This window comes from Gammaproteobacteria bacterium (genome assembly GCA_015709695.1).
Taxonomy (GTDB): Bacteria; Pseudomonadota; Gammaproteobacteria; order Steroidobacterales.
This window is the reverse complement of sequence record CP054183.1, coordinates 2587584-2605144: the sequence shown is the minus strand read 5'-3', so window position 1 is coordinate 2605144 and position 17561 is coordinate 2587584. Positions and strand designations below refer to the sequence as shown.

General features: G+C 67.8%; 15 protein-coding genes and 1 riboswitch. Of the genes, 10 read left to right on the top strand and 5 right to left on the bottom strand.

Annotated features, from left to right (window positions below; translation table 11 throughout):
* Positions 1-8: 8 nt before the first annotated feature.
* Positions 9-2198: a tetratricopeptide repeat protein gene (locus HRU81_12040; GenBank protein QOJ32782.1), complete on the bottom strand. Its 2190-nt coding sequence runs from the start codon at positions 2196-2198 to the stop codon at positions 9-11.
* 112 nt (positions 2199-2310) lie between these two features.
* Between HRU81_12040 and HRU81_12035 the strand changes: the two genes are divergently transcribed.
* On the top strand, positions 2311-4668 hold the full coding sequence (locus tag HRU81_12035; GenBank protein ID QOJ32781.1) for an arylsulfatase: 2358 nt from the start codon (positions 2311-2313) through the stop codon (positions 4666-4668).
* 36 nt (positions 4669-4704) lie between these two features.
* Here the strand turns inward: HRU81_12035 and HRU81_12030 are convergent, their stop codons facing one another.
* Positions 4705-5745 carry an MBL fold metallo-hydrolase gene (locus HRU81_12030; GenBank protein ID QOJ32780.1) on the bottom strand — a complete coding sequence of 347 codons (1041 nt, stop codon included), beginning with the start codon at positions 5743-5745 and terminating at the stop codon, positions 4705-4707.
* A gap of 29 nt (positions 5746-5774) precedes the next feature.
* On the bottom strand, positions 5775-6644 hold the full coding sequence (locus HRU81_12025; protein ID QOJ32779.1) for a YicC family protein: 870 nt from the start codon (positions 6642-6644) through the stop codon (positions 5775-5777).
* A gap of 183 nt (positions 6645-6827) precedes the next feature.
* On the opposite strand from HRU81_12025, the gene HRU81_12020 reads away from it, so the two are divergent.
* From HRU81_12020 to HRU81_12000, 5 genes are all read left to right on the top strand, one after another.
* On the top strand, positions 6828-7568 hold the full coding sequence (locus tag HRU81_12020) for a serine/threonine-protein phosphatase (GenBank protein ID QOJ32778.1): 741 nt from the start codon (positions 6828-6830) through the stop codon (positions 7566-7568).
* 10 nt (positions 7569-7578) lie between these two features.
* Positions 7579-8316 carry a ribonuclease PH gene (gene rph / locus HRU81_12015; protein ID QOJ32777.1) on the top strand — a complete coding sequence of 246 codons (738 nt, stop codon included), beginning with the start codon at positions 7579-7581 and terminating at the stop codon, positions 8314-8316.
* Positions 8317-8322: 6 nt separating this feature from the next.
* On the top strand, positions 8323-8940 hold the full coding sequence (gene rdgB, locus HRU81_12010; protein QOJ32776.1) for an RdgB/HAM1 family non-canonical purine NTP pyrophosphatase: 618 nt from the start codon (positions 8323-8325) through the stop codon (positions 8938-8940).
* Between the two features lie 331 nt (positions 8941-9271).
* Positions 9272-9475 (top strand): 50S ribosomal protein L31, encoded by a 204-nt coding sequence (rpmE, locus tag HRU81_12005; GenBank protein ID QOJ32775.1) that lies wholly within the window; start codon positions 9272-9274, stop codon positions 9473-9475.
* Between the two features lie 260 nt (positions 9476-9735).
* Positions 9736-11028, top strand: coding sequence for a citrate synthase (locus HRU81_12000; protein QOJ32774.1), 1293 nt, complete (start codon positions 9736-9738; stop codon positions 11026-11028).
* On the opposite strand, the gene HRU81_11995 is transcribed toward HRU81_12000, so the two are convergent.
* Together HRU81_11995 and HRU81_11990 are read right to left on the bottom strand one after the other, a co-directional pair.
* Positions 11004-11630: a hypothetical protein gene (locus tag HRU81_11995; protein ID QOJ32773.1), complete on the bottom strand. Its 627-nt coding sequence runs from the start codon at positions 11628-11630 to the stop codon at positions 11004-11006. The genes HRU81_12000 and HRU81_11995 overlap by 25 nt on opposite strands.
* 26 nt (positions 11631-11656) lie before the next feature.
* Complete coding sequence (locus HRU81_11990; GenBank protein QOJ32772.1) at positions 11657-14251, bottom strand: transglycosylase domain-containing protein; 2595 nt, start codon at positions 14249-14251, stop codon at positions 11657-11659.
* A gap of 55 nt (positions 14252-14306) precedes the next feature.
* Positions 14307-14436: riboswitch (cyclic di-GMP riboswitch) on the top strand.
* A 285-nt stretch (positions 14437-14721) separates the two neighbouring features.
* Here HRU81_11990 and HRU81_11985 point away from each other — a divergent pair.
* The 4 genes from HRU81_11985 to HRU81_11970 are packed head-to-tail and all read left to right on the top strand — an operon-like array spanning position 14722 to position 17557.
* Complete coding sequence (locus tag HRU81_11985) at positions 14722-15771, top strand: pilus assembly protein PilM (protein ID QOJ33395.1); 1050 nt, start codon at positions 14722-14724, stop codon at positions 15769-15771.
* A complete protein-coding gene (locus tag HRU81_11980) occupies positions 15758-16339 on the top strand; it encodes a PilN domain-containing protein (GenBank protein ID QOJ32771.1) in 582 nt (193 codons plus the stop codon). The genes HRU81_11985 and HRU81_11980 overlap by 14 nt, the downstream gene beginning before the upstream one ends.
* Positions 16336-17037, top strand: coding sequence for a type 4a pilus biogenesis protein PilO (locus HRU81_11975; GenBank protein ID QOJ32770.1), 702 nt, complete (start codon positions 16336-16338; stop codon positions 17035-17037). The genes HRU81_11980 and HRU81_11975 overlap by 4 nt, the downstream gene beginning before the upstream one ends.
* A 34-nt stretch (positions 17038-17071) precedes the next feature.
* Entirely contained in the window at positions 17072-17557 is a 486-nt protein-coding gene (locus HRU81_11970; GenBank protein QOJ33394.1) for a pilus assembly protein PilP, read from the top strand.
* The last annotated feature ends 4 nt before the right edge of the window (positions 17558-17561 follow it).

Below are 17561 nucleotides of genomic sequence, written 5' to 3'. Positions count from 1 at the left end.
CGCCGTCCTCACTCGCGCTCGTAGGCAGCCAGCGCCGCGGCCAGGTCGCGGTCATGAGGCTGCGTGCGCAGGGCTTCGCGCAGCGTGAGGATGGCGCCGGCGACATCTCCCGTGTCGTGGCGGGCAACCGCGTAGACGTAGGCCAGGCGCGCATCGGCCGGGTCGAGTTCATGGGCCCGCCGCAGTTCCATCAGGGCTTCGCGGGTGCGTCCCTGGCGGACCAGCGACAGGCCGAGCGCATGGTGGGCAACCGCCACATCCGGGTCACGCGCGAGGGCTTTGCGCAAGGTCTGTTCGGCGGCGGCTTCGTCGCCGGTGGCCCGCTGTGCATCGGCGAGGTTCACGGCCGCCTGCACGAAGCCGGGGTCCAGTGACAGCGCTGCGCGGAACGAAGCCATCGCGGAGGCCGGGTCGCCACGTTCCATGGACAGCGCGCCGAGTTCGACCTGCGCCTCCGGCCGGTCGGCGTTGAAGCGGCGGGCCGCGACCCACTCGGCCAGCGCCGCGGTGAACCGTGGCACTTCGTCACCGACGAGCCGCGACTCCGCTTCCCCGGCGAGCGAGCGGGCGGCCGCCATGCGCACCAGCCGCACGCGGTCTGTCAGTAGTGCCGGCAGGCTCTCGGCACGCAGCCCCGCATCCGCGGAGCGCAGCGCTTCGGCCGCCGTTGCCCGCGCCAGCGCATCGGTGTCGGCCAGTGCTGCGAGCGTCGCCGCCTGCATGTCGGTGCCAGCGAGATGCGTTCCGTGGGCAATGGCGCTGGCGCGCACGATCGCCGGTTGGGCCGCATCGGTGGTGAGCCTGGCCAGCCCGGCTGCCGCCGCGGGGTCGCCACGCCAGGCGGCGGCGAATGTCGTGGCAAAGCCCTGGAAGTCCGGCTTGCCCTGCGGGTACCAGGCCCTGATCGCCCCGGCCGCCCACTGCGCGCCGCGCTCCGCGTGGCAGGTGCCGCAGGCGTTCGGCGTGTCGAGCGTCACGCTCAGGTCCGGTCGCGGGATGCGCAGCGAATGGTCATGGCGCGGGTCCACCACCATGTAGGTCGTCGCCGGCATGTGGCAGGCGGTGCACGCGGCGCCCGGGGTGCCGGCCTGGTGATGGTGATGCGCGGTGGTGTCGAAGCTCGCGGGCGCATGGCATTGCGCGCAGACGGCATTGCCCGGGGCGCGCAGCCGCTGGGAATGCGGGTCATGGCAATCCGCGCAGGTCACGCCGGCGGCCTGCATGCGGCTCTGCATGAAGGAGCCCCAGGTGTAGACCTCGTCGCGCTGCTGGCCATCGGCATGGTAGAGGCCGGGCTCGATGAGTGCGGGCTGGAAGGCGTCGAGCCAGTTGTCGCCGGCGTGCACCGCGTCGGAGAACTGCCCGCGCCGCGCGTGGCAGCGGGCGCAGGTGGTGATCTCGCGCTCGCTGGTGCGCGGAACCGTGCGTGTCGCCGTGATGGCACTACCAGCCTTCCAGGCGATGCCGTGGCGTTCGTCGAGCGCCACGACGAGCCCATGGTCCGCGTCCATTGCCCGCCAGCCGTCGGCCTTCCTCGCCCAGGCGAGGTGCCTGGATGCCGGCCCATGGCAGGCTTCGCAGCCGACGCTGATTTCGGACCAGCGGGTGGCGTAGCTGCGAGTGGCCGGGTCGAAGTTCTTTCGCAGGTTGGTGGAATGGCAATCCGCGCACTGGTAGTTCCAGGTCTGGTCGATGCCGGTCCAGTGCAGGGGATTGCCGGGTTTCAGGTCCTGCCCCGGGTAGAGGTCGAACCAGCGCTGCCCTCCCGCGTCCGCGGGCCGCGTATCCCAGGCGAGGCCGAGCGCCTGTAGCCGGCCGCCGGGCAGCGGCACGAGGTACTGCTGCAGTGGACGCACGCCGAAGCTGTACCGGATCTCGAAGTCCGCAGTGACTCCATCGGGCCCGTCGGTGTGGACGAAAAAGCGGTTGTCGCGCCGGAAAAAACGCGTTTGCTCGCCATCGAATGCCACGGTTTCGCCAGCGAATCGGCCTGCCACCGAGGTGTCACCCGCAACCTGCATCGCCAGCGCGTGCTGGGATCCCGTCCATGCGGCATGTTCGCTGGCATGGCAGCCGGCGCAGGAGGCCGAGCCGACGAAGGACGGGGGAGGCAGCGCCGGTGGCTGCCGCGCAAGCAGCCACCAGGCCGTGCCCGCGACGCCGGCGAGCAGGAAGGCAGCATACAGAAGCCGGGTCACCCGACTCCGGGCATGGCGTGGCTGTGATAGGCTGGCTCCCGACATTGCAGCACGATGGTAGCCTACGGAAGACCCGGTGCTGTCCTGCACGAGGGTAAATCAGGGGGGAGTCATGACGCACAAAGTCCGCAATGCAGCCTGCCTGTGGATCATGGCCTTGTTGCCGATTCCCGGGCTGGCGCAGCAGAACCTGCCATTTGCTGACCCGCCGTCGCCGAGCACGGCCGGCCCGACCATCGCGGAGTCCCGCTACGTGCCGTCGAAGCCGGTGTCGCACCTGCCGGCAGGCGCGCCGAACATCGTCATCATCATGCTCGATGACGTCGGGCCGGCGCTGCCCGATACATTTGGCGGGCCGATCCATACGCCGACGCTGTCGCGCATCGCCCAGAGCGGCATCACCTATAACCGCTTCCACAATGCGGCCATGTGTTCGCCGACCCGGGCGTCGCTGCTGACGGGCCGCAACACCCATCGTGTCGGCTTCGGGCAGATCGCCGAGCTGGCCAACAACTGGGAGGGCTATACGGGCGAGATTCCCGCTACCACCGCTTCGATGGCCAAGGTCCTCGGCTACTACGGTTACAACACCGCGGCTTTCGGCAAGTGGCACAACACGCCGGCGGAGCAGACGACCGCCCAGGGGCCCTACGATCGCTGGCCCACCGGCCGGCTGGTCGGGTTCGATTATTTCTACGGCTTCCTGGCGGGTGAGTCATCCCAGTGGGAGCCGGCGATCGTCCGGAACACGACCCGTATCGAGACACCGGAGAAGGAAGGCTATCACTTCACCGAAGACATGGCGGGCGACGCCATCGCCTGGCTCCGGCGCCAGAATGCCCTGGCGCCACAGCAGCCGTTCTTCATGTACTGGGCGCCCGGCGCGTCCCACGGCCCGCACCATATTTTCAAGGAGTGGGCCGACAAGTACCGGGGCCGGTTCGACCAGGGATGGGACAAGCTCCGCGAGGAGATTTTCGCGCGACAGAAGAAGCTCGGCTGGATTCCGGCCAACGCCAAGCTCACGCCGCGCGCGGCCACCATGGCTGCCTGGGCGGACATTCCCGACAGCGAGAAGCCGTTCCAGAGCCGGCTGATGGAGGTGTTCGCGGGCTACACCGAGCATGCCGACACCCAGGCCGGGCGGCTGGTCGACGAGATCGAGCGGCTGGGGCTTCGCGACAACACGCTGATTTTCTATGTATGGGGCGACAACGGCTCCAGCTCCGAGGGCCAGAACGGCTCGATCAGCGAACTGCTGGCGCAGAACGGCATCCCGACGAAGATCGCGGACCACATCAAGGCCCTTCAGGGGCTCGGCGGCCTCGACGCGCTCGGCAGCCCGAAGACGGACAACATGTATCACGCAGGCTGGGCCTGGGCCGGGTCCACGCCGTTCCAGGGAACCAAGCTCAATGCCGGCCACTTCGGCGGCACGCGCACGCCGATGGCCGTCTCGTGGCCAAAAACCATCAAGGCCGACAAGGCGATCCGCAGCCAGTTCCATCACGTCAACGACATCGTGCCGACCGTCTACGACGTGCTGGGTATCCAGGCGCCGACGGAGGTGGACGGCGTGACGCAACAGCCGCTCGACGGCATCAGCATGCGGTACACCTTCGCCGATGCCAGTGCCACCGGCCGCAAGCAGGCCCAGTATTTCGAGGTCATGGGCGATCGCGGCATCTATTCCCCCGACGGCTGGTTCGCCGCGGCCTGGGGTCCGCGCATCCCGTGGGTGCCCGGGCTGCCGCCGGGTATCAAGGACTGGTCGCCGGACAAGGACACCTGGAACCTCTACGACCTCGGCAGCGACTTCGCGCAGGCCAGAGACCTCGCCGCGTCGAAGCCGCAGAAGCTGGCCGAACTCAGGCAGCTCTTCGACCGGGAGGCGAAGGCCAACCTGGTGTATCCGGTGGGTGGCGGCCTCTGGTCGATCATCTGGAGTCCGCAGTCGGCGCCGCACAATCCGGCAACCGAGTTCCACTACACGCAGGATGTGACGGGTGTTCCCGAGTTCGCGGGGCCGAAAGTCGGTTCGCGCAGCAATCTCGTGACGGTGGAGACCGAGCTCGAGGCTGATTCCTCGGGCGTGCTCTATGCGCTCGGTGCCTTCTCCGGCGGCGTCGCGCTCTGGGTCGACCAGGGCAAGCTGCACTACGAGTACAACCTGTTCGAGATCGAGCGCACGCGCCTGGAAACCGCCGCGCTGCCGGCCGGCAAGGCGAAGATCGAGGTGCAGACCACCATCGCCGCGCCACGCGGCGCGGCTGATGTCGTCATTCGCCTCAACGGGCAGCAGGTTGCCCGCGGCAGCGTCCCGCGGACGGCCGTGCTGGCCTTCACGGCCAATGACGCCTTCGACGTCGGCATGGACAGCTATTCGCCGGTGTCGGAGGCGTACTACGACCGCAAGCCGTTCAGGTTCAACGGACAGATCGGCGCGCTGCAGATCAAGTACCTGCAATAGCCGCACCGTGCCCCGCGAGGCGCGCGACCGGGGTGGTCAGTGGCGGCGCTCGAAGCGGAACACGCCGTTGGCGTCGGTGCCGCGCACCAGGTTTCCCTGCTGGTGCAGGTGATTGAGATGCGCGATGGTTTCGCCCATCGCGAAGGGGATCTGCTGGGTATCCAGCTGGCGGCGGAACAGTGTCGGCATGAGTTCGGCGGCACTGTGCGGCCCGCTGCAGGCCTCCAGCACGTCATGCAGCCGCTGCACGTGATGCTGCGCCAGGTAATCCAGCCGCGCGCTCAGGCCCGTGAAGGGAATGCCGTGGGCGGGGAGCACCAGCGTCTGTGCCGGCAGGGCGCGGAAGTTCGCCAGTGAAGCCAGGAACAGGCGCACCGGATCGGCCTCGGGGTCGAAGTGCCAGACGCCGACATGCGGGGTGATCTTCGGCAGGATCTGGTCGCCCGCCAGGAGCACGCCGAGGTCCGGGCAGTGCAGGGTGGCGTGTTCGGGTGAGTGCCCCCGGCCGATGATGACCCGCCAGTCGTGGTCGCCGATCCGCAGCAGCTGGCCATCGCGGAGTTCAACAGGGGCTTCCGGCAGCCCCGAGACGTTGCGGCGGTAGGCCGAACCCCAGTCGCCGAGCGCGTCGAGCTGCTGATCGTCGAGGCCGTGCCGGCGGAAGAAGTCCAGGCGCACACCGGGATCTTCATTGAAGACCTGGACAGCCGCCTGATGCTCCCGCGCGTTCATCCATATCCGGCAGTCGGCCTGGCCGGCCAGCCAGCAGGCAAGGCCGACGTGATCCGGGTGATAGTGCGTGACGATGACGCGCTGGATGGGTCGCCCCTGCAGGATGCCCTGCCTGGCCGCCGTCCAGCGCTCCCGGGCTGGCGCGAAATTCAGCCCGGTGTCGACCACGCACCAGCCCTCGCCATCGGCGATCAGCCACAGGTTGATGTGATCCAGCGCAAAGGGCAGCGGCATCCGCAGCCAGAAGACCCCGCGCGCGACCTCGATGGCCCCACCCGGCGAGGGCAGTTCGCTGAAGGGGAAGGCGATGCCGTCTGGCGTCGGCTGGGAAATGAGGTTCTCCATGCGGTTGGGTACGGGGCGGGGGCTGGCGGCTACTCGATGTTCTGCACCTGCTCCCTCATCTGCTCGATCAGCACCTTGAGATCGACCGCGTGGCGCGTGGTCTCGGCGTCCGCGGACTTGGACGCCAGGGTGTTGGCCTCGCGGTTGAATTCCTGGAGCAGGAAGTCGAGACGCCGGCCGGCGGGCTCGCCGGGCTTCTTCATGGTGGCGCGGAACTCGGCCACATGCCCTTCGAGCCGGTCGAGTTCCTCGCTGACGTCGAGCTTCTGGGCGATGAGCACCAGCTCCTGCTCGAGGCGCTCCGGGTCGATGCCGGTGGCGAGGCTGCGCACGCGCTCGGCGAGTTTCTCGCGGATGGCCTGCAGCACCAGCGGCAGGCGTGCGCGAACGGCGGCGACGCGTATCAGGATCTCCGCGCAGCGTCCCTCGAGCAGCTCGTGGATCCGCAGGCCTTCGCGGGCGCGGCTGGCGGCGAGTTCGGCGACGGCGCGTTCCAGCCCCGCGAGAGCCAGCGGCAAGGCGCTCTCCACTTCAGGCTGCGGTTCCTCGAGGACGCCCGGCCAGCGCAGGATGTCCACCGGGTCGAGGGCTGCGGGGTTGCCGATGGCGCCGCCGAGGGTGGCGGCGTGGCCGATGATCTCGCGTGCCAGCGCCAGGTTCAGGCGTGCGGGTGTCCTGCCGTCCGTGGCGCTGCGCACCGCGAGGGTGGCGTCGACCTTGCCCCTGCGCAGGCCGCGGGCGATGGCCTGGCGGGCGTCGGCCTCGATGGCGCGGAAGCCCTCCGGCAGCTTCAGCTGCGCTTCGAGGAAGCGGTGGTTGACCGACCGCAGCTCCCACAGCATGAGGCCCAACGGCGAGTCGGTCTCGCTGCGCGCGAAGCCGGTCATGCTGTGGATCATGGGTGAACGTCCTTCGAAACCACCGCGGCCGGCCGGTTGGCGGGGGGTGCCTGTGTCGCAATCCTGAAATTGGCAGATGCGCGGCCGCCGGCCGCGGCTTACACTGCTACCGGCCGCCAAGCTGGCGGAATTGTGCCGGCCGGTCAAGCGGATTCGGCACCGGCATCTTGGGAGCGGCTGGTCTTGCAGGTCGAGTGTGCAGAGCTGAGCCTGATCGGTGATCGGGAAGAAAATCAGGATCGTGTGGCCATTGCCCGGTCGCCCGCCGCCGCGCTGCTGATCGCCATCGACGGCATGGGTGGGCATGCGGACGGCGCGAAGGCCGCCGCCGTCGCCGCCGAGACCATCATCGAGGCGTTCCGGCGCGCTTCCCAGCCGCTGTTCGATCCCCAGGGATTCCTGCACCTGACACTCGGCAAGGCCCACGCCAACCTGGTGCAGCTGGGTGCCGGACAGCGCATGGAGGCCCGGCCACGCGCCACCTGCGCGCTCTGCCTGGTGCAGGACGGCCTGGCCTGGTTCGGCCATGTGGGCGACAGCCGCGTCTACCAGATCCGGCAGCGCCAGGTTTCCGGGCGTACCCGCGACCACAGCCATGTCGAGTTGCTGCTGCAGGAGGGGCTGATCACGGAAGAGGAGATCAGCGACCACCCGATGCGCAACTACGTCGAATGCTGCCTGGGCGGCAACCTGGCCCTGCCCGGCATGAGTATCGGTTCGGCGCGCCGCCTGCAGCCCGGCGACCTGCTGCTGGTGTGCACGGATGGCTTCTGGTCCGGCCTCGAGGACAGTGACGTCGCCACCTGCGCGGCGGGCAGCGAGACGGTCGAGCAGGGCCTGCGCCGGCTCTCGACCCAGGCGGTCCGCGCCAATGGTCCCCACAGCGACAACACCTCCGTGGCCGCGCTGCGCTGGCTCGGCTGAAGGCAGCATCATGCAGAGACCGAGCGGCCGGCGTCCGGACGAGTTGCGCCCCATTGCCTTCCAGGCCGGGTTCACCCGCCATGCCGAAGGCTCGGTGCTTGCGGAATTCGGCGCCACGCGCGTGCTGTGCACCGCGAGCGTGGAGACCGGCGTGCCCGCGTTCCTGCGCGGGCAGGGCCAGGGCTGGATCACGGCGGAGTACGGCATGCTTCCCCGGGCCACCCATACCCGCATGGCGCGCGAGGCGGCCCGCGGGCGGCAGACCGGGCGCACGCAGGAAATCCAGCGCCTGATCGGCCGCTCGCTGCGCGCGCAGGCGGATCTCAAGGCCCTCGGTGAGCGCACGGTGACGCTCGACTGCGATGTGTTGCAGGCGGACGGGGGCACGCGCACCGCCGCCATCTGCGGCGCCTGGGTCGCGCTGTCCCTGGCCGTCGATGTCCTGGTCCGCGAGGGCGGCATGCGGCGCCACCCGCTGCACGGGCAGGTTGCGGCCGTGTCGGTGGGCATCTACCAGGGCATGCCGGTGCTGGACCTGGACTACGCCGAGGATGGCCAGGCGGAGACCGACATGAACGTGGTCATGAACGATTCGGGGGCCTTCATCGAGGTGCAGGGCACGGCGGAAGGCCACGCCTTCCGCCGCGAAGAGCTCGACCAGATGCTGGCTCTGGCTGCCGCCGGCAGTGCGCGGATCATGGAGGTCCAGCGCCAGGCCCTCGCGGACTGGCGCAAGAGCCGGTCCTGAGTCGCCGTGCCACGGCGTGTCGTTCTCGCCACTGGCAACCGCGGCAAGGCCCGCGAGTTCGCCGCCCTGCTCGGCCCGGCCTGGGAACTGTGCCTGCAATCCGACCTGGGCGTGAAGCCCGCCGCGGAGACCGGCGACAGCTTCGCGGCGAATGCGCTCATCAAGGCACGCCACGCCTCGGCCGCCACGGGGCTCCCGGCGCTGGCGGATGATTCCGGACTGGAGGTCGATGCGCTCGACGGGGCACCCGGGGTGCTTTCGGCCCGTTACGCGGGCGAGGCGGCTGGTGATGCCGACAATCTGCGCCTGCTGCTGGAGCGGATGGCGGCGGTGCCCGCCGGTCGGCGCTCCGCGCGCTTCCGTTGCGTGCTCGCTTACGTGCGCAGCGCGGCGGATTCCGCGCCGCTGCTGGCCGAAGGCAGCTGGGAGGGGCGAATCGCCGTCGCGCCGCGCGGCGAGGCGGGCTTCGGCTATGACCCGGTCTTCGAGGACGCAGCCAGCGGGCTGACGGCCGCCGAGCTGCCGGCAACCCGCAAGAACGAGCTGAGCCATCGCGGCCAGGCGTTGCGGGCCCTGCGGGAGTTGCTCCGGCAGGGAGAGCAAGGCAACCGCAGCCCGCACTGATGCAGCGCCGCCGCCGTTTATGCACAAGCAGCAGCGATTCCATAGCTTTCAGTGAGATTTGAGCCGAACAGATGTCAGCAAGGCTTCAGTAAGACGGCTAATGCACTGATATTGCACAATATAATGAAAATGCTCATTTCTTGACCAAATCCGCAGAATCTTCCGGCGCCGGGCGGCGCGTGGCGGCGGCCACAGCCCTTGCCCACAGAGTTATCCACATATTTTGTGGATAAAGGCCGGCGCGCCCCGCCGTGCTTGCCACGACCGTCCCCGGCCCGCTATCCTCTGCGCCCTTTTTCGGTTCCCAGCCGTGCCACCGGGGTTAGCAGTCATGAAGGCCGACATCCACCCGCAGTATCAGGACATCAAGGTCATCTGCAGCTGCGGAAACGAGTTCACGACCCGCTCGACCCTGAAGGAAGAGCTGCACGTCGAAGTCTGCTCGTCCTGCCACCCGTTCTACACCGGCAAGCAGAAGCTGGTCGATTCCGGCGGCCGGGTCGACAAGTTCCGCAAGAAGTACAAGATCGCCTGAGGCGGGTCAGCCGCCCGCCAACCACCACCCCGACAGGCGGACCCGCCGCACGAATCCGTGCTGTGGCGCATGGCCAGCCGTGCGCGCCTTTCCTATAATGAGCCGCCCATTGCGCAGGCTGGGCCAGCAGATGGCCCGGCCTGGCGCATTTCCCGGAATCTCGATCCAGGGCGTCGCACCCGCGGTGACGGCATTGGCCGCAGCGGGGCGCCAGCGGGGTGGTTTGTTTCCTGTACGACGATGGCCAGCCGGGTAAGCAGATGAGCGCAAAGAAATACATCTTCATGGATCCCTCGACGGGCAAGCAGGTCGAGCTGCAGTCGCGTGCCGGCACGATCGGCCCCGACGTGGTCGACGTCCGCGCGCTCTACAACGAGAACGGCCTGTTCACCTATGACCCCGGTTTCGGGTCCACCGCGTCCTGCGAAAGCAAGATCACCTACATCGACGGTGACCAGGGCATCCTCATGTACCGGGGCTACCCGGTCGAACAGCTCGCCGAGAAGAGCTCGTTCATGGAGGTCTGCTACCTGCTGCTGCACGGCGAACTGCCGACTTCGGCGCAGCTCGAGGAGTTCACCCACACCGTCACCACGCACACGATGATCAACGAGACCATCCTGCGCCTGTTCAACGGTTTCCATTACGACGCCCATCCGATGGCCATGGTGGCGGGCGTGGTCGGTTCGATGTCGGCGTTCTACCACGACACCACGGACATCATGAATCCGCGCCACCGCGACATCTTCGCGCACCGGATCATCGCCAAGCTGCCGACCATCGCGGCGGCCGCCTACAAGCACACCGTGGGCCAGCCCTTCACCTATCCGCGCAACGACCTCGACTACTCGTCGAACCTGCTGCACATGTTCTTCGCCGTTCCGGCGGAGAAGTACGCGGTCGACCCCGTGGCGGCGCAGGCGCTCGACCTGCTGTTCATCCTCCACGCGGACCACGAGCAGAATTGCAGCACCTCGACGGTGCGGCTGGCGGGCAGCTCGCACGCCAACCCGTACTCCGCCATCGCTGCCGGCATCTCCGCCCTCTGGGGCCCGGCGCATGGCGGCGCCAACGAGGCGGTGCTGCAGATGCTGCGCGAGATCGCCACGCCGGAGCGCATCCCGCAGTTCATCGCCCGCGCCAAGGACAAGAACGACAACTTCCGCCTGATGGGCTTCGGCCACCGGGTGTACAAGAACTACGACCCGCGCGCGAAGATCATCCGCGCCATGACCCACAAGGTGCTCAAGCAGCTGGGCAAGTCCGATCCGCTGCTCGACGTGGCCATGCGGCTCGAGGAGATCGCCCTCAAGGACGATTACTTCGTCGAGAAGAAGCTCTACCCGAACGTCGATTTCTACTCGGGCATCATCTACAAGGCGCTCGGCATCCCGACGTCCATGTTCACGGTGATGTTCGCCATCGGCCGGGCGGTCGGCTGGTGCGCGCACTGGCGCGAGATGATCACCGATCCCGAGGGCCGCATCGGCCGCCCGCGCCAGCTCTACACGGGCCCGGCCCGGCGCGACTACGTCGACGTCGGCAAGCGCTGAGCCAGCAGTGCGGCGACGTCGCGCGCGGTGGCGCGGCGGGTCGGCCGGCTGTCGATGGCCGACAGCGGCGCGTTGCCACGCCCCCGTTCGGGGAACACGGTCAGCCTGAAATCGAAATCGTTGCGCTGGAACCGGTAGCCGGGGAAGGATTCCGTCCGGTCCCGCCGCACGCGCAACCGCTGCTCGAACGGCCGGGCGGCCAGGCCCAGCGCCTCCAGGGCGGCGCCCAGCGCTTCGGATGTGTCGCTGAAAGCGTGCAATTCGATGGCGCTGGTTTCCGTGGCGGTACCGGCCAGCACTCCACCCACAAGTCTCGGGTCGAAGGCAGCCAGCTCGGCCATCACCTGCAGCGCCTGCTGGCGCATGACGTCCAGGAATGCCTCGTGCTCGTCACCGCGGAAGATGCGGTTGCGCTCCGCCATGGCCAGTTCGACTTCCTGGTTGCTGGGCAGGGCACCCTTGTCACCCAGCTGCAGCCGCAGGCCCGCTTTCTCCTTGGCGCTGCGGAAGTCCCGCAGGCCATGCTCCTGCATGAGGCGGGCGGCCTCCTGGGCGATGGCCGTGCGGCGGTGATCGGGGCGTGAGCGGTTGCGTCTTGGCATGAGGCAGGCTCCCGGCCTGGCGCGCCTCAGAATATCTCGGCGCTGCGGTCCGCCTGCTGCGCCGGGCCGGACTGCTGCATGGACTGCTCCGCGGCCTCCAGGTCGGCGGGCCGGAAGAACTCGAATATGGAGCTGCTGTCGCCTGCGGCGGCCAGGTGGCCGGTATCGGGCGAGATGCGTGCCAGCACCAGATCCATTGGCTGCTGCAGCGGCCGCTCCGGCGTGTGCTTCAGCGCCCGCGCCATGAAGTACTTCCACATGGGCAGGGCGGTCCGGCCGCCTTCTTCCCGCGGTCCCAGCGAGCGCTCCTTGTCGAAGCCCACCCATGCGGTCGCGACCAGCGCACCGTTGAAGCCGCTGAACCAGGCGTCGCGCCGCTCATTGGAGGTGCCGGTCTTGCCGGCTATGTCGTCGCGCCCGAGGTCGCGGGCGCTGCGGCCGGTGCCACGGCGGATCACGTCGCGCATCATGTCGTAGACCAGGAAGGCGTTGTCGGCCGGAATGATCCGTGGCGCCAGGCGCAGGTCGCGATAGAAGCCGGGCGTTTCCGCCACCGTGGGCCGCCAGTCAGTGGCCCTGGCGATCATGTCCTCGACGCTGGCGTAGGCGGGCACCTCGTCCGGCCTGCCCGTGCCATTGCCATCCAGCGCCCTGCCCGCGGGCAGGTCAGCGCCTCCGACTGCGAAGGTGCGTGCGCTGCCATCATCCGCCTGGGGTCCGGCGGGAATGGCTGCCGTCTGCGCCGCATCGCAGGCCTGGCAGGCGCGCAGCGGTTCGGTGGCCAGCACCTCACGGCCACTGGCGTCGAAGACGCGGTCGATGACGTAGTGTTCGACGCGATGCCCGCCGTTGGCGAAGGTGGAGTAGCCCGCCGCCATGTCCCAGGGCGAGGCGCCACCGCTGCCCAGGGCCAGCGACAGGTTGTGGGGCAGGGCGGTATCGTCGAAGCCGAAGCTGCGGATGTAGCGGATCGCCGCGTCGATTCCCGTGCCCATGAGGATGCGCACCGAGCAGAGGTTCAGCGACTTCACCAGGGCTTCCCGCATCCGGGTCGGGCCGTTGAATTCGCGGGCGTAGTTCTCGGGCCGCCAGACGTCCTCGAGCTCGCTGTCGCCGAACACCAGTGGCGCATCGTTGATGAGGCTCGCCGGCGTGTAGCCGTGCTCCAGGGCAGCGGAATAGATGAAGGGCTTGAAGGAGGAACCGGGCTGGCGCTTGGCCTGCACGGCACGGTTGTACTTGCTTTCGAAGAAGTCGAAGCCGCCCGCGAGGGCAACCGTGGCGCCATCGGCCGGGTCGAGCGCCACCATCGCGCCCTCGACGGCCGGCGTCTGGGCCAGCAGCCAGCCCCGGTTGCTGGTATGCAACAGGTGCACGACATCCCCCGGGGCGACCATGTCGGCCACGGACTTCGGCGATTCGCCCACTGCCGCGTCGCTGAGATAGCGCTTCCAGCGCAACCCTTCCCAGGGGACCGTGAGCGGCCCGAGATCGCGGACGTAGAACAGGGCCGAATTGTCCTTGCCGAGCGACAGCACCACGGCCGGCTTGAGATCGGCATCGCCGGGGTAGCGTTCCAGCAGGGCCTGCAACGCCTGGTCGCGTGCCGGACCCGGGGCGCCTGGCACCTTGGCCAGCACACCGCGGGCGCTCGGGCCGCGGTAGCCGTGCCGGCGGTCGTATTCGAAGAGCGCGGTCGCCAGCGCGGTATTGGCGGCCGCCTGCAGGTGGCTGTCGATGGTGGTCATGACACGGTAGCCATCGGTGTAGGCGGCCGTACCGTAGCGCTCCACCATCTGCGCCCGCACCATCTCGGTGACGTAGGGCGCCTCGAGCTCGACCTTCGGCCCATGCAATCGCGCCACCAGTGGCGTGGCCATGGCCTCCGTGTACCGGGCCTGGTCGATGAAGCCCAGATCGTGCATGCGTCCGAGCACGTAGTGGCGGCGCTGGGCGGAGCGGGTGGGCCCGTTGATCGGGTTGAGCTGCGAAGGCGCCTTGGGGATGCCGGCCAGGGTTGCGGCCTCCGCCAGCGTCAGCTCGTCCAGGTCCTTGCCGAAGTAGACCTGGGCGGCGGCGGCGATGCCGTAGGCCCGCTGGCCGAGGAAGATCTTGTTGAGGTATAGCGCAAGGATCTCCGATTTCTCGAACTCCTTCTCTATCTGCACCGCCAGGATCAGCTCCCTGGCCTTGCGCACGAAGCTGCGCTCGGGAGTGAGGAAATAGGCGCGGGCAAGCTGCTGGGTGATGGTGCTGCCGCCCTGGCTGCGCTCGCCGGTGAGCGCGTAGTTGATGGCGGCGCGCATGATGCCCTGGTAGTCGAAGCCCGGGTGCTCGAAGAAGCGGTCATCCTCGGCGGCGAGGAAGGCCTTGACCACCACGTCGGGGATCTGCTCGAAGCGCACCGGCGTGCGCCACTGTTCGCCGAGCTGCGCCATCAGGCGCCCATCGCGCGAATACACCCGCAGGGGCGTCTGCAGTTTCACGTCGCGAATGGTGTCCGCCGAGGGCAGTCCCGGGGCGAGGTAGTAGTAGCCTGCGGCGGCGATGCCGGTGACCAGGATCGCAACGCTCAGGAAGAGTGCCAGGGCCGCGGTTCCAAGGCGAAGTAAGAACTGCATCGCAAAATCCGGCGGTTATCCCTTGCCTCAGGGGTGGCGATTATGCATCCTGTCCGCGGATTTTGGGCAAACTCACCGAAAGGTGAGGACGCAAAGCCACCGGTCTAAGGGAATCCGGGTTGATCATGGCGGGAAGGCTGCCCGCCGCGACCGGTACCGGAACCTAGGACAGCGGGGTTGCCAGACCACGGAGTGCACATCTGCCGATGGGCCGTCGTCTGCCTCAGCACCTCGCCGTTCAGGGCTCCCTCGCGGGCGCTGCCGTTCCTCTCCGATCGTCTGGGCCAGACCGGCTCGCTGGCCGGTGCATGCCCGGGTTTTTGTCCCGGCCCGTGAACGCCATCACGAGTGGTTTGTAACGACCGTGATATATGGTTAAATTGGGATCCTGACGTGGGGCCCGATTTTTCTTGTGCAAGTTGCCGAGATAGAAGGGAAAAGACGTGCTTTTTTCGCCGCGATCGAAACCCCTGATCGGACTTGACATCACGACGTCGTCGATCAAGCTGATCGAGCTGTCGGGCTCCGTCAGCAATTGTCGCGCGGAATGCTACGCGGCCGAGCCGACGCCGCCGAACGCCATCAACGAGAAGGTCATCGTCGATGCTGCTGCGGTGGGCGAGGCCATCCGGCGTGCCGTGAAGCGCGCGAACACCAAGACCCGCGAAGTCGCCATCGGCATCAGCGGCGATGCGGCGATCACCAAGATCATCCAGTTGCCGAAGACGCTCAGCGACAGCCAGCTCGAGGCCCAGGTCGAGATCCAGGCCGACCAGTACATCCCGTTCCCGATGGAGGAAGTCAGCTACGACTTCCAGCGCGTCGGCGAATCGAAGGCCGACCCCGACATGCTCGACATCCTGCTGGTGGCGACGCGCACCGAGAACGTCGACCAGCGCCGCGCGGCCGTGGAGGCTGCCGGACTGATACCCCGCGTGGTGGACGTGGAGGCATTCGCGCTGGAGAACGCCTGCCAGCTGATGGCCCACCAGATGCCCGACGGCGGCATGGGCCACCTCATCGCGGTGGTGGATTTCGGCGCCAGCAACACGGCCTTCAGCGTGCTGCAGGACATGCGGGTCGTCTACACCCGCGACTTCTCCTTCGGCGGCCAGCAGCTGACCGAGGAAATCATGCGTACCTACGGGCTGTCGCTCGAGGATGCGGGCCGCGCCAAGAAGGAAGGCGGCCTGCCCAGCAACTACGCCCCGGAGGTCCTCGATCCGTTCATCGACGACATGACCCAGCAGGTCAGCCGCTCGCTGCAGTTCTTCCTCGCGTCGGGCAGCAACCGCGAGCAGCCCGACCAGATCCTGGTGTGTGGCGGCTGCGCCAACATTCCGGGTGTCGCCGACGTCATCTCCAGCAAGGTTGGCATTCCCACGGAGATCGGCGATCCGCTGGGGCAGATGAAGCTTTCCTCCCGGGCAAAGACGCAGGGCATCCGCAAGGACGCCACGGCGCTGCTGACGGCCTGTGGGCTGGCGCTACGGAGTTTCGACTCGCATGCCAATTATTAACCTGTTGCCGTGGCGCGCGGCCCTGCGCGCCAAACGGCGCAACCAGTTCTTCATGGGACTGGCTGGCGCCGTGGTCGCGGCGGCTATCGTGGTCGGCCTGGCCAACCTCGTCATGGGTGCCATCATCGACAATCAGCATGCCCGCAACGGCCTGCTGAAAGGCGAGATCCAGGCGCTCGACATGCGCATCAAGGAGATCCTCGACCTGGAGGCGAAGAAGGAAAGCCTGCTGGCCCGCATGGAGATCATCGAGCAGTTGCAGCGCAGCCGCCCGGAGATCGTCCATGTCTTCGACCAGCTGGTGCGTACCCTGCCCGACGGCGTGAGCCTCAGCTCGATCAAGCAGAAGGGTGCCAGCATCGAGATCAAGGGTGCGGCGGAATCCAATACGCGCGTATCGGCGTTCATGCGCAACGTCGACAAGTCCGGCTGGCTCAAGGACCCCGATCTCGAGGTCGTGGAGGTCAAGTCCACCGGAAAGAAGGGTGACGCCAACGCGCCGCGGGCCAGTGAGTTCACGGTGATGGTCAAGCAGGCCTCGACCCGTGAGGAGGGGAGCAAGCCGTGAACTTCCTCGAGCAACTCCGCCAGCTCGACTTCAATGACATCGGGCGCTGGCCGGGAGTCTTCCACGCCTTCTTCGTCGGCGTCTTCTTCCTCGTGGTCGCGGTCGGCGGCTTCTACATGATCGTGTGGAAGAACCAGATGCCGCTGCTGGAGAAGGCCGAGCGCGAGGAGCGGGAGCTGCGCCAGTCCTTCGAGCAGAAGCAGAAGAAGGCTGCCAACTTCAGTGCCTACAAGGCGCAACTGGCCGAGATGGAGCGCTCCTTCGGCACCATGCTGCGCCAGCTGCCCGGCAAGACCGAGATCCCGAACCTGCTGGTGGACATTTCCCAGACCGGTCTGGCGGCAGGCCTCCAGGAGGAGCTGTTCCAGCCGATGGACGAGATCCGCAAGGATTTCTACGCGGAGAAACCCATCAAGATCCGCCTGCGGGGCTCCTACCACGAGTTCGGCCGCTTCGTCAGCGACATCGCCGCCCTGCCCCGCATCGTGACCCTGCATGACATCGAGATCACGCCGGCCGGCAAGGATGCACCTGCCGACCAGCTGATCCTCAACGTGACCGCCAAGACCTATCGATACCTCGATGAGAGCGAAGCCGCTCCCGCCGAGGGCAAGGGCGCGCCACGGGTTGGAACCAAGCCGGGTGCGGCGCCCAAGGGCAAGCCGGCGAGCCCCGGACAGGCGAAGAAGGCGGGTTAAGGCCATGACGTCGCTCAGCCACAAGCTCGTGCGTATGCTGCTCCCGCTGCTGGCGCTGTCCGTGGCCGGTTGCGTCGGCGGCAACGACGACCTCGACAAGTACATCAATGACGTCAAGGCGCGCCCCGGCGGCCGCATCGAGCCGTTGCCGCAGGTCAAGCCTTACGAGACCTTCACCTACGAGGCGCAGTCGCTGCGCTCGCCGTTCGCGCCCGATTCGCCGAAGGGACGTGCCAATGCAGGCCCGCGCCCGGAGGCGAACCGTCCCAAGGAGTACCTGGAGCAGTTCCCTCTCGACACCCTGAAGATGGTCGGGACTCTGCAGAAGGATCACCAGCGTTACGCACTGCTGCAGGCCCAGGACGGCCTGGTGCACCGCGTGGTGCCGGGCAACTACGTCGGCCAGAACGATGGCCGCGTGGTATCGGTGACCGAGGGCGAGGTCAAGGTCGAGGAGTTGGTGCCGGATGGCATCGGCGGTTTCTACAAGCGGTCGGCGGCCATAGGCCTGTCCGACTGACAGC